The organism is Duganella margarita (assembly GCF_009857535.1).
Lineage (GTDB): Bacteria > Pseudomonadota > Gammaproteobacteria > Burkholderiales > Burkholderiaceae_D > Rugamonas > Rugamonas margarita.
This window is the reverse complement of sequence record NZ_WWCS01000017.1, coordinates 119,032-129,516: the sequence shown is the minus strand read 5'-3', so window position 1 is coordinate 129,516 and position 10,485 is coordinate 119,032. Positions and strand designations below refer to the sequence as shown.

Annotated in this window: 14 protein-coding genes and 1 other RNA gene; 5 read left to right on the top strand and 10 right to left on the bottom strand. The window is 63.8% G+C overall.

Features of this window, described 5'->3' with window-relative positions:
* The 5 genes from GTP55_RS22595 to GTP55_RS22575 form a co-directional block, all read right to left on the bottom strand.
* Nucleotides 1-190 (bottom strand): hypothetical protein (locus GTP55_RS22595; protein WP_371868410.1); only part of this gene is annotated, 190 nt, incomplete at its 3' end.
* Complete coding sequence (locus GTP55_RS22590; protein WP_161047071.1) at nt 177-1,211, bottom strand: glycosyltransferase family 4 protein; 1,035 nt, start codon at nt 1,209-1,211, stop codon at nt 177-179. The genes GTP55_RS22590 and GTP55_RS22595, both read right to left, overlap by 14 nt.
* Before the next feature lie 177 nt (nt 1,212-1,388).
* Nucleotides 1,389-1,697: a hypothetical protein gene (locus GTP55_RS22585; protein ID WP_161047070.1), complete on the bottom strand. Its 309-nt coding sequence runs from the start codon at nt 1,695-1,697 to the stop codon at nt 1,389-1,391.
* Between the two features lie 15 nt (nt 1,698-1,712).
* The gene (locus GTP55_RS22580) at nt 1,713-2,012 is read right to left on the bottom strand and encodes an antibiotic biosynthesis monooxygenase family protein (RefSeq protein ID WP_161047069.1); all 300 of its coding nucleotides are present in this window, start codon (nt 2,010-2,012) and stop codon (nt 1,713-1,715) included.
* 27 nt (nt 2,013-2,039) lie between these two features.
* Nucleotides 2,040-2,684, bottom strand: coding sequence for a TetR/AcrR family transcriptional regulator (locus GTP55_RS22575; RefSeq protein WP_161047068.1), 645 nt, complete (start codon nt 2,682-2,684; stop codon nt 2,040-2,042).
* Between the two features lie 311 nt (nt 2,685-2,995).
* Between GTP55_RS22575 and ssrA the strand changes: the two genes are divergently transcribed.
* Nucleotides 2,996-3,355, top strand: a transfer-messenger RNA (tmRNA) gene (gene ssrA, locus GTP55_RS22570).
* A gap of 263 nt (nt 3,356-3,618) precedes the next feature.
* Here ssrA and GTP55_RS22565 read toward each other — a convergent pair.
* A complete protein-coding gene (locus GTP55_RS22565) occupies nt 3,619-4,014 on the bottom strand; it encodes a sterol desaturase family protein (protein WP_371868409.1) in 396 nt (131 codons plus the stop codon).
* Nucleotides 4,015-4,034: 20 nt separating this feature from the next.
* Here GTP55_RS22565 and GTP55_RS22560 point away from each other — a divergent pair, with 20 nt between their 5' ends.
* Nucleotides 4,035-4,586: a hypothetical protein gene (locus GTP55_RS22560; protein ID WP_161047067.1), complete on the top strand. Its 552-nt coding sequence runs from the start codon at nt 4,035-4,037 to the stop codon at nt 4,584-4,586.
* Nucleotides 4,587-4,621: 35 nt separating this feature from the next.
* On the opposite strand, the gene GTP55_RS22555 is transcribed toward GTP55_RS22560, so the two are convergent.
* Complete coding sequence (locus tag GTP55_RS22555; protein ID WP_161047066.1) at nt 4,622-5,086, bottom strand: carboxymuconolactone decarboxylase family protein; 465 nt, start codon at nt 5,084-5,086, stop codon at nt 4,622-4,624.
* A gap of 128 nt (nt 5,087-5,214) precedes the next feature.
* Here GTP55_RS22555 and GTP55_RS22550 point away from each other — a divergent pair, with 128 nt between their 5' ends.
* A complete protein-coding gene (locus GTP55_RS22550) occupies nt 5,215-5,490 on the top strand; it encodes a hypothetical protein (protein ID WP_161047065.1) in 276 nt (91 codons plus the stop codon).
* A gap of 86 nt (nt 5,491-5,576) precedes the next feature.
* Nucleotides 5,577-5,915 (top strand): PIN domain-containing protein, encoded by a 339-nt coding sequence (locus tag GTP55_RS22545; protein WP_371868411.1) that lies wholly within the window; start codon nt 5,577-5,579, stop codon nt 5,913-5,915.
* Here the strand turns inward: GTP55_RS22545 and GTP55_RS22540 are convergent.
* Nucleotides 5,896-6,777, bottom strand: a complete 882-nt coding sequence (locus tag GTP55_RS22540; protein WP_161047084.1) for an RNA polymerase sigma-70 factor — start codon at nt 6,775-6,777, stop codon at nt 5,896-5,898. The two genes, GTP55_RS22545 and GTP55_RS22540, sit on opposite strands and share 20 nt — an antisense overlap.
* A 136-nt stretch (nt 6,778-6,913) precedes the next feature.
* Between GTP55_RS22540 and GTP55_RS22535 the strand changes: the two genes are divergently transcribed.
* Nucleotides 6,914-8,185 carry an O-acetylhomoserine aminocarboxypropyltransferase/cysteine synthase family protein gene (locus GTP55_RS22535; RefSeq protein ID WP_161047063.1) on the top strand — a complete coding sequence of 424 codons (1,272 nt, stop codon included), beginning with the start codon at nt 6,914-6,916 and terminating at the stop codon, nt 8,183-8,185.
* A 21-nt stretch (nt 8,186-8,206) separates the two neighbouring features.
* Here GTP55_RS22535 and GTP55_RS22530 read toward each other — a convergent pair whose 3' ends face one another.
* Both GTP55_RS22530 and GTP55_RS22525 read right to left on the bottom strand, forming a co-directional pair.
* Nucleotides 8,207-9,301 carry a hypothetical protein gene (locus GTP55_RS22530; RefSeq protein ID WP_161047062.1) on the bottom strand — a complete coding sequence of 365 codons (1,095 nt, stop codon included), beginning with the start codon at nt 9,299-9,301 and terminating at the stop codon, nt 8,207-8,209.
* 106 nt (nt 9,302-9,407) lie between these two features.
* Nucleotides 9,408-10,451, bottom strand: a complete 1,044-nt coding sequence (locus GTP55_RS22525; protein WP_229258114.1) for a hypothetical protein — start codon at nt 10,449-10,451, stop codon at nt 9,408-9,410.
* Nucleotides 10,452-10,485: the final 34 nt, after the last annotated feature.

Here is a 10,485-nt window from a genome sequence, read left to right as displayed (position 1 = left end):
CACCGGTCAGCGCCGCGCCGCCGGTGTCGGCCAGCACATGGCGGCGCGCGTGGCGCGAGCGCATCGCCACGCCGTCAGCCGGCCCCAGCACATGGGTCGGCACGCCGCCGGCGGCCAGGCTGCGCAGCATGCCCAGCGCGTTCAGTTCGCTGCCGACCACCAGCGCCGGCGTCATCTCAGTGGTGGCCATGGCAAGCCTCGTAGCAAGCACTTAGTTGCGCGGCCACCTGCGGCCACGAAAAATCGCGCACCAGCGCGCTGACGGCGGCACGGCATGGCGGCTGCGCCAGCAGCGCGGCAACGGCGCCGGCAATGGCCGTGCGATCGTCCGGCTGCACGCGCTTGAGCGCAAAACCGCTGGCCGGCAGCGTCAGCGCGCTCTCGTCCGTCATCACCGCCGGCGTGCCGGCCGCCAGCGCCTCCAGGATGGCCAGCGGGAACACCTCGCCGCGGCTGGGCAGCGCCACCACGGCAGCGGCGGCATAGGCGCCGGCCAGCAGCGGGTCGCCGTGTTCGAGCGCGCCCAGCCAGCGCACCGCCGGCCGGTCCAGCAGCGCCTGCAGGTAAGCGGCCTGCGCCGGTTCGACCGGGCCGATCAGCACCAGCGGCAGCGCCAGCGCGGCCAGCGCCTGGGCCAGGCCGAGCTGGTTCTTGTACGGTGAAATGGCGCCGACGCACAGCGCGAAGCGGCCGGCGATGCCGTAGGCGGCGCGGAACGGCGCCGGGTCGGCGTCGAAAAACCGGGCGCCGACGCCGTTCGGCACCAGCCGCACCTTGTCCGGCGCGATGCGAAAGCCGCGCACGATCGCAGTTTTTTCGGCCGCCCCCAGCGCGATCACCAGGTCGGCCTGGCGCAGCGCGCTGCGGATATGGGCATAGGTGGTTTCCAGCGGCATGGCGCTGAGGGCGCCGGCCAGCCAGCCCGCCAGGCGGGCGCGGCGGCCTGCGGCGGCGTTCCAGGACGGCGCCACCAGCGCCGACAGCACCACCGGCAGGCCGGCCGCGCGCGCCGCCGCCACCAGCCGGTGATTGCCGTTCATGCTGCCGAACACGTGCAGCAGGTCGAAGTCGGCGCGGTCGGCGTGGGCGGGGTCCACCAGGCCCACCTGGTGCCCGGCCGCCGCCAGCGCGCGCAGGGTCTCGCCGACCTGCACCTGCAGGCCGCCGTTGCGCTGGAACAGCATGGGATAGGAAATGAGGCCGACGCGCATCGTGGAGTCCTGGTCGAGGCGCGTCCGCCCGCGCCGGTTGCGCTGTCCGGGCAGGGACAGCCAAAGGCGAGTATAGGGGCGGGGGGAAATGGCGCGCTTGCGCCACCTCAAGGAAGCGCCGGACGTTGCTGTCCGGCGCGGCGGCCGGGGAAATGGCCGCCGGGGCGTGCTACAACGTCAGGCGGCGCTGGCGCCGTAGCCGCCCATGATGCGGTCGGCCTTGTCCTGCTCGTCGTCGTCATAGACGTCGACCGACAGCATGGCGGCGGCGCCGGCGCGGTGTCGCGCGGCGGCGGCGGCGGCCGGGCCGCCCGGCGTCAGCGCATCGAGCAGATTGCCGACCGTACTGGTGGCCACGTCCGACGGCAGCGCTGTGTGCGTGGTCAGCTTGACGGTCGATTGCGGAAAACCGTCGGCCAGCAGCGCGCTGCGGGCGCCCTCGGCGTCGGCCAATTGCGGGAAATTACGATGGATGGTGCGGGTCATAATAACCTCCGTTACTTAAAAGCCAGCCACGGCGGTGGCAAAGTGTTCGACCTTGGGCGGGGTGGCGAAGCTGCCGCCGACCAGCGCGCGCCATTGCTGGAAGCCGTCGCTGCCGCGAAAGTCGACCGTATGGTGTTCCAGCGTCTCCCAGCCGATCACCAGGTGGTAGGTGTCCGGGGTCTCGATGGCGCGGTCGAGGCGCATCGAGCGGCAGCCGCTGGCGGCCTTGAAGATCGGCACCGCCTGCGCCACGGCTGCCTGGAAGGCGTCATGCGCGTCGGGTTTGATGTACAGCTCGGCGATTTCATAAATCATGCAGCGGTCCTCGAAGTGGCGATGACCCTATTGTGCCTGAACTGCGGCCGGCGTGCGCAGGATGAAGTGCATGGCCTGGCGCGCCAGTTCCTCGACGTCGGCGCCGCTGCCCGGCTTGTACCATTGCACGGTCCAGTTCAGCGCGCCGAAGATCAGCAGCCGGTCGAACTGCGACGGCCGGCCCCAGTCGCCCGAATCATGCAGAGCGGCAATGGCACGGTCCCACACCGCCTCGTAGCGGTCCTTCAGCGCGCTGATGCGCGCGCGCGAGGCGTCGTCCAGCGAGCGCCATTCGTACAGCAGCACGGCGATGAAATGGTGGTCGGGCGCCAGCAGCGTGTGCAGATGGGCCTCGACCAGCCGGTGCAGCATGGCGCCGGGCGCCAGCGGCAGCGCGGCGATGGCCTCGATCTCGGCCAGCGAGCGCTGCATGCCCTGTTCCATGATCGCCGCCAGGATCTCCTGCTTGCTCTTGAAATGGTAAAACCAGCTGCCGGCCTGGATGCCGGTGGCGGCGGCAATGTCGCGCACCGTGGTGTTGTCATAGCCCTTGGTGCGGAACAGCTGCGCCGATTTTTCGATCAGCTCGGCGCGCAGCCCGCCGCCTTCGCCTTTTTGCGGGCGGCCGCGTTTCTTCGGGCTGGGCACAGCGGGCGCGGTGACATCGGGCATGGCAGTGGTGTGCTGAAGTGATGACAGTGTCATTCTAATGCAGCGCGCGCGCCGGATTCACAAATCCGGCTACCGTGTGCTGCAATGCAACAACAATCGCACATTGCGCGGGTCCAGACTGGCGGCGCAGGCATGGCGAGGAGGAATTTGGTGCCGGTATATTTCCCGACCGCCGGCGCCGGTAGTAGCGGCCCGGAGGACGCTAATAAGTCGTTCTATGTGAGAACTGTGTGCATCATAACGCCCGAATATGACGGGCGTTTGACGTCCATGGCGGGGGACAGCAAAGTGCTGTAGAATAGAAGTTCTGTGGGGCCGACCTGGTTTCGACGTGGGTTGCAAAGCAGAGCAGGGCATACCGAGGCCTGGTTACCTCGTAAATACACCCAGAAATCAATAACTGCAAACGATAACTCGTACGCACTGGCAGCCTAAGGGCTGTTAGCTCCTAAACGCTTCTTCCCTGGGGCGGACCGTTAAAAGTCAAGGAGTCATTTACAGGGAATCGCGCTGTGACGGGTCACTTGAAGCAGCGCTAAATCTAAGGTGAATCGCTTGTCCAGAACGTGCACATCCGTGCTGTACAGGTTAAATTAAATGATAGTGCTAAGTATGTAGAACTGTCTGTAGAGTGCTTGCGGACGCGGGTTCGATTCCCGCCGGCTCCACCACTCGGATAAAAAACAAAAGGCCCCGCGCTTGCGCTCGGGGCCTTTTATTTTTTATTCCGCCGATAGCGCATGCGGCGGGGATCGAACCCGCGGGACGCGGGGCGTAGCGGGGAATTCGGCTCGCATGCGAGCCGCCCGCGAAGCGGCTTTGCGCTTGCAAGCGCAAAGCCTCTCCGATTCGTCTGACTCAAAAACCGCCGGGAGGCGGTTTACGCCGTTAAATTTCCTACAGTAATCTTTCTCCTCCGCAGATTCCTATTCGGTCAAGGCTGCCGTTCGGGCGGCGCTGGCGCGGCCTGGGCGATGCCGTAGGCCACCGGCCAGCCGGCCGGCAGATGCGAGGTGCCGAAAACGCGGTCGAGGAAAGGCAGGGTCGACGAGAAGTTGCGGTCCAGCGGCGCCACGCTGGTGTGGTGCCAGTGATGGAAGGCCGGCGTGGCGATGAGCGATTCCAGCGGGCCGAGTCGGACCCGCAGGTTCGAATGGATGAAGAAGCCCCATATGGTGCCGATGATGATCACCAAAGCTGGCGTGGCGCTGCCGCTCGCGCTGGCGCCGGCCAGGCCGAGCACGTATAGCGGCGTCATGCCGAACATGCTTACTACCGTAAGATCAAAGCCGCTGCGGACAAGCTTGTGGACAAGCCAGATTCTATGCAAATACTACGGGACATGGTCAAATGAAAACTCTCCTTTACGTTGTTTGCACGACGACGGCTGTAGCGACACACTCGGCAGAACTGGTGGCCTCCTGTCGCTTGGGAAGTGGCGCCGCGCAGAGCGTGGTGGTGATGCGGGATTCGCCGGCCGCCTCAACGCACATTTATTACCTGCAGCAGGGGCGCAAGCGCACGGCATTTTTTGGCACTACCGAGCAATCCAGGGGCTCATCGGTTCTGGTTCAATGTGTCGGTAACAAACATCGTGCGCTTATTATTTCAGGTGAATTTACGGCAAATGCCGTGCAAGGATTTGTAGTGACTTACCCGTCCGGACGGGCCTCGCCTGAGCGATTGGATTTTGCCGAGAAAAGTCGCCCGGGATGGCTGTATTTGGGTTCTGACGAAATTAGAGTCGTAGTCGCTACTGGTGGTTACGGCGAGAGCAATGCGAAATACGTGATGTACCGCCATGTCATAGGGCAAGCCGACGATGAGCCAGCTCGCGCGATAAACGAGCTGCCATCATCAGCTGGATTTGAAATAATAAGTTTGAAAGATTCTTCTCGGTAGCATTGCCAAAGGTGGAGAAGCCGCGTCCTTCTGATTTAGAACCCTGGCGCCGGCACTTCCGGGATTTGGTTGTGCAGGCTGGCGTTGATCGCGTTCCAACCGCGGATGACGGCGATTGCGTAGCTCAGTTCGGCGATTTCATTGTCGGTGAAATGTTCTTTCAGTTCGGCGAAATCGGCGTCGCTGGGCTGGCGGTGGGGCAGGGCGTTGACGGCTTCCGCCCAGTTCAGCGCGGCGCGTTCCAGTGCGCTGAAGAACGGGGCTTCGCGCCAGCCGGCGACGGCGTTCAGGTGGCGCGGTTCGGCGCCTTGCTTGATCAGGTCGCGCCAGTGCATGTCGATGCACACGCCGCAGCCGTTGAGCTGCGATACTCGCAAGTTGATCAGTTCCACCAGCCGGGCACCCAGCGAGCTTTTCTTGACCGACGCCGACAGCGCGATCATGGCCTGCAGATTGGCAGGGGCGAGTTGGAAGAAGGGAATACGGGCAGCTTGGGTCATGATGACGCCTTTCAGATTGGCGAGGGCACACCGCGTGCCCTTCTTATCTTTAGACGGTAGGCTCGTCCCCGTTGTGACAGTCTGGATAAAATAATTGTTATACACTGGCTCCTAAGAGGAGGTGTGTCATGCGCAAAGTTGTCGTTGAGCTGGATGAGCGGGAAATGGCCCACGTTGAGGCGTTGGCGCGAGAGCGTCAAGTTCAGCCCGCAGAGGTGCTTAAGTCTGCAGCGCTCAAGATCGCGCAATCGCCGCCACAGCCTGATACCGATGAGGCTAAAGAGCAGCGTCGTCAGGCAAGGTTTGCAATTCTGATGCGTAGCCACGGTATGCTTGCCGGCGATCAGAGCAGGCCAAAAGACGGACTCGTATATCAAAACGAGCTGCGTGCAGAATGGCAGTAGTCCTTTTCGATACCAATATCCTCATCGATCATACGGCTGGGATTATCGAGGCGACGCGTGAACTGGCTGGCTAAGATGACGCCGCCATTAGTGCGATCAATTGGATGGAAGTCGCGTGCGCCTTGACGCCGGTACAAATAGAGCAGTTCGACCAGGATTTGATGGATGCTGGTATTGTCGTTGTGCAGACCACCGTGGAAATCATGCACAGAGCGGCAGAGATCCGTGGTGGCCGATATCAGCGGCCAGGTGCGAAAGCGCCTAAGCTGCCCGATTGTATTATCTGGGCGACCGCAGACCTCGCGGGACGAATGATTATCACGCGGGATCCCGACGGGTTTGGCGGAGTACAGAATCCGCTGGTCAGGGTACCCTACAAAAATACCAATGGTCTGGTCACCGATGTTAAGCCACTGGTGAAATAGTCTGCGGCACGCCCAGCAGCTTGTCCGGGTTGCGGACGATGAAGACGGCGACGATGCGGTCGTTGTCGATCAGGAAGGATTGGGCCGACTCCAGCTTGCCGCCGACATAGCGCAGCAGTCCGGGTTCGCCGTTGATGCGCGCCTGGCGATATATCACCTGCTGCGGATATTGGTGCTCCAGCGACCAGAACGATCCCGCCACGCGGCCGGCGCCGTGCAGCACGCGCAGGTAGGAATTGACTTTGCCACCGCCATCGGCCACCAGTTGCACATCATCGGCCAGCAGGTTTTTCATGGCGGCGCGGTCGCCGTTCTGGGCGGCGGCCATGAAGCGTCCCAGCAGCGCCCGGTGCTGTTCGCGTGGCACGGCAAAGCGCGGCTGTTGCTGCTGCACCCGTTGCTGTGCCCGGTGCACCATCTGCCGGCAGGCCGCCTCGCTCTTGCCCAGCATGTCGGCGATGTCGGCGTACTCATGCTCAAACACCTGCCGCATCAGAAACGCCGCCCGCTCCTCCGGCGACAATCGCTCCAGCACCCACATGAACGCCATCGACACCTCACTGGCCAGCTCGGCGCTGCTTTCCGGCGTGCGCTCGTCCAGTTCGACGATCGGTTCCGGCAGCCACCAGCCGACATACGCGCTGCGTTCGCTCTGCCGCGCGCGCAGGCGGTCGATCGCCAGCCGGGTGGCGATGGTCACCAGCCACGCTTCCGGCGCTTGCACTGCGGCGCGGTCGCTGCCGTGCCAGCGCAGCCAGGCGTCCTGCACCACGTCGTCGGCGTCGGCGCGGGTGCCCAGCATGCGGTAGGCGATAGCGAACAGGCGCGGCCGCAGTGCCGCAAACAGGGAGGAGTCAGTCATCATGAACCTTAGACGCGCCAGGCGGTCAATCTGTGACAGCTTACCTTATCCGGAATGCGCATTTGCTTTTTTGGAATCATTCGTCGTCAGGCGGCCGCCTTCGCGCTACCTTGGGAAGGCCAACTAAGGAGACAAAATGAAACTCGAAACCATTGCCGTCCACGGCGGCTACAGCCCCGATCCGACCACCCGCGCGGTCGCCGTGCCGATTTACCAGACCGTGGCCTACGCCTTCGACGACACCCAGCACGGCGCCGACCTGTTCGACCTCAAAGTGCCGGGCAATATCTACACCCGCATCATGAATCCGACCCAGGATGTGCTGGAGCAGCGCGTCGCCGCGCTGGAAGGCGGGGTGGCGGCGCTGGCGCTGGCGTCCGGCCAGGCCGCCGTCACTTACGCGATCCAGACCATTGCCGAAGCCGGCGACAATATCGTTGCCGCCGCCACGCTGTACGGCGGCACCTACAACCTGTTCGCCCACACGCTGCCGCAGTACGGCATCACCACCCGCTTTGCCGACGCCCGCGATCCGGCCTCGTTCGGCGCGCTGATCGACGAGCGCACCAAGGCGGTGTTCATCGAATCGATCGGCAACCCGCTCGGCAATATCACCGATATCGCGGCCATTGCCGCTGTCGCCCACGCGCACGGCGTGCCGCTGATTGTCGACAACACGGTCGCCACGCCGTACCTGCTGCGGCCGATCGAGCATGGCGCCGACATCGTGGTGCATTCGCTGACCAAGTACCTGGGCGGCCACGGCAATTCAATCGGCGGCGCGATTGTCGATTCCGGCAAGTTCCCGTGGGCTGAGCACAAGGAGCGCTTCAAGCGCCTCAACGAGCCGGACGTGTCGTATCACGGCGTGGTCTACACCGAGGCGCTGGGCCCGGCAGCCTACATCGGCCGCGCGCGCGTGGTGCCGTTGCGAAATACCGGTGCCGCGCTGTCGCCGTTCAATGCCTTCCTGATTTTGCAGGGCATCGAGACGCTGGCGCTGCGCATGGAGCGGATTGTCGACAACACGCGCAAGGTGGCGCAGTTCCTCGGCCAGCACAGCAAGGTCAAGTGGGTGAATTACGCCGGGCTGGAAGACCACCGGGACCACGCGCTGGCTGTCAAATACCTGGGCGGGCGGCCGTCCGGCGTGCTGACGTTTGGCGTGCAGGGCGGCGTGGAGGGCGGTGCGCGTTTCCAGGATGCGTTGCAACTGTTCACGCGGCTGGTCAACATCGGTGACGCCAAGTCGCTCGCCTGCCATCCGGCCTCGACTACGCATCGCCAGCTCAACGAGCAAGAACTGGCCAAGGCGGGCGTGACGGTCGATACGGTGCGGCTGTCGATCGGCATCGAGCACAGTGACGATCTGCTGGCCGACCTGGAGCAGGCGCTGGCGGCGGTATAGTGGGAGGGCTCGGGCCGGGGCTCAGCCCTTTTTCTCCGGCACCGGCACGCGCTCGACAATCACGTGGCCGTCCACCACGCGGCAATCGATCACGTGATTGCGCGAGACGCTGGTGTGGCGAGAGTGGAGGTCGTGGTATTTGCCGGCCTCTTCCAGCCGCAAGTCGATGCGGAAGCTCTCCAGATTATTGTTGCGCGCCACCTCGGCCACGCGCTGCTTGCGGATATCGGCTTCCTTGTCGCTGCGGCCGTGCATTTCCGGCCCTTCGAAGTAGCGGATAAGCGCGCATTCGATGACGTCGATGCGGTCCTTCAGCAGCATGTCGGCGGCGACCGGATTCCGGTTGACCTCCAGCTCGGCCGGATCGCCGTCGGCCGACATCACTTCTACGTTCATGCGCTGGATCAGCAGCAGCATGTCGTTGTTTTCGCTCTGGCGCTGGTGCACGCGCTGCACCGGCATCAGGCGCGCGCGCGCCAGCCGGCCCAGCGGGTCCTTGGTCTGGCCGACGTACTGTACTTCGCTGGCGAAGTTGTAGGGGTTGTCGTATTGCTGCAGCAAGTCGTGGATCGACAGCGCCTCGATCAGGCCGCCCCAGTTGAGCGTGATGAACTGGTCGGTCAGCACCACCGTCGGCTTTTTCAGCGTGGCGGCAAACGGCACCGTCAGCTCGATGGTCAGCGTATCCTTTTTCTCTTCCGTGCCCACCAGCAGCGGCACCGTCAGCTTCAGCGAGAAGAAGCCCCAACTGGTGTGGCGGGACGGGTCGAAGCGCACGCGCGGGCGGCTGATGGCGAAATACAGCAGCCGCTTTTCGCTGGTCGCTTCCAGGTCGAATTGCATGCGGCGCAGGTGGCGGCCGACCGGGTCGCGGATATCCGGCACCGGCGGGAAGCCGGCGATCAGGTCGTACCAGTGGAATTTGGCGTCGGCCACGGTGACCACCCAGGTCTGCGGCGCGGCGGTGCGTTGCGGCATCAACGGCAGCAGCTCTTCCATGTCGTCCGGCGGCGGCGCCAGCAAATCGTGGAAGGGTTCGGGCGCCTCTTCGAACAGCGCGCCGATGCCTAGCTCTTCCGGCGACGGATCGGGATAATCGTCGTCGTCATTGCTCATTTGCGCGCTCCGTGGTGTCATAGTCCGGTGATTATAGTGCTTCCGATCCTATATTTCCACGTGGAAATGTGTCGGCGCATCAAGAATCTATCCAATGTAACACTACTCAGGACTTGCTGCCTTTTGCCGGCGCCGGCAGTGGCATCGATGCAACCTGGGCCTGGCCGTCGGCGATGAAACAGCTCAGCAGATGGCGCTTGGCCGAGCTGACAAATTCCGAGCTTAAAGCATTATAGAAGCCGGCCTCCGGCAATTCCAGATCGATGGTGTACTGCGCCAGGTGGTTGGCCACCTGCACCGCCGTCAGCCGCTCGGCGCGGGCCTTGCGTTCATCCAGCGGGCGCAGCTGCGGCGCGCTGCCCTCGAAGTAGCGGATCAGCGCCGCTTCGATCGCATCCATGCGTTCGGCGTGCAGGATGTCGGCCGGCAGCGCGTATTCATTGTGCGGCAGCGCGGCCGGGTCGCCTTCGGCGCAATTGACTTCGACTTCCATGCCCAGCACCAGGATCAGGATGTCGTAATCAAGGCCGTACTGGGCGCGCAGCTTGTGCATGGCGCCGAGGCGGCCCTTGCCCAGCCGGCCGTCCGGGTCGCGGGTCTGGCCGACATAACTGACCTTGCTGGGCAGCTTGAGCGTGTGGGCATAAGTTTGCAGCAGGTCGTGCACGGAGAAGACCTCGACCAGGCCGCCCCAGTTGAGGCTGATGAAGTTCTCGGTCAGGATCACGGTCGGCTTCTTCATGGTGGCCGCGAACGGCACCTTCAGTTCCACCGTGATGGATTCCTTGGTTTCCTCGGCGCCCGTCAGCAGCGGCAAGGTCAGCTTGAGCGAAAAAAAGCCCCACTGCACCACGCCGGCGATGTCGAAGCGCACGCGCGGGCGGGTGACGGCGAAGAACAGATGGCGTTTTTCGGCCGTGGCCTCCAGCTCGAACTGCATCCGGCGCATATAGCGGCCGATGGGATCGCGGATGTCCGGCTTCTCGGCAAAGCCGGCAATCAGGTCATACCAGTGATATTTGGCGTCGGTCACGCGGACCATCCAGCTCTGCGGCGCGGTGGTGCGCTGCGGCAGGGTGGCGAAGGAGTCTGTCAATGAACCAGCATAGGGCTGCGGGAGTTGGGCAGCCTGCTCAGGAAAATTCATCATGCACCTGATCGGAAAAAGTTGAGTGTCGGCGACT

Excerpts from the sequence above, each read along its gene's own strand:
- GTP55_RS22590 (WP_161047071.1), bottom strand. The coding sequence starts at position 1,211 with ATGCGCGTCGGCCTCATTTCCTATCCCATGCTGTTCCAGCGCAACGGC.
- GTP55_RS22585 (WP_161047070.1), bottom strand. The coding sequence starts at position 1,697 with ATGACCCGCACCATCCATCGTAATTTCCCGCAATTGGCCGACGCCGAG.
- GTP55_RS22580 (WP_161047069.1), bottom strand. The coding sequence starts at position 2,012 with ATGATTTATGAAATCGCCGAGCTGTACATCAAACCCGACGCGCATGAC.
- GTP55_RS22575 (WP_161047068.1), bottom strand. The coding sequence starts at position 2,684 with ATGCCCGATGTCACCGCGCCCGCTGTGCCCAGCCCGAAGAAACGCGGC.
- GTP55_RS22560 (WP_161047067.1), top strand. The coding sequence starts at position 4,035 with ATGAAAACTCTCCTTTACGTTGTTTGCACGACGACGGCTGTAGCGACA.
- GTP55_RS22555 (WP_161047066.1), bottom strand. The coding sequence starts at position 5,086 with ATGACCCAAGCTGCCCGTATTCCCTTCTTCCAACTCGCCCCTGCCAAT.
- GTP55_RS22550 (WP_161047065.1), top strand. The coding sequence starts at position 5,215 with ATGCGCAAAGTTGTCGTTGAGCTGGATGAGCGGGAAATGGCCCACGTT.
- GTP55_RS22540 (WP_161047084.1), bottom strand. The coding sequence starts at position 6,777 with ATGACTGACTCCTCCCTGTTTGCGGCACTGCGGCCGCGCCTGTTCGCT.
- GTP55_RS22535 (WP_161047063.1), top strand. The coding sequence starts at position 6,914 with ATGAAACTCGAAACCATTGCCGTCCACGGCGGCTACAGCCCCGATCCG.
- GTP55_RS22530 (WP_161047062.1), bottom strand. The coding sequence starts at position 9,301 with ATGAGCAATGACGACGACGATTATCCCGATCCGTCGCCGGAAGAGCTA.
- GTP55_RS22525 (WP_229258114.1), bottom strand. The coding sequence starts at position 10,451 with ATGATGAATTTTCCTGAGCAGGCTGCCCAACTCCCGCAGCCCTATGCT.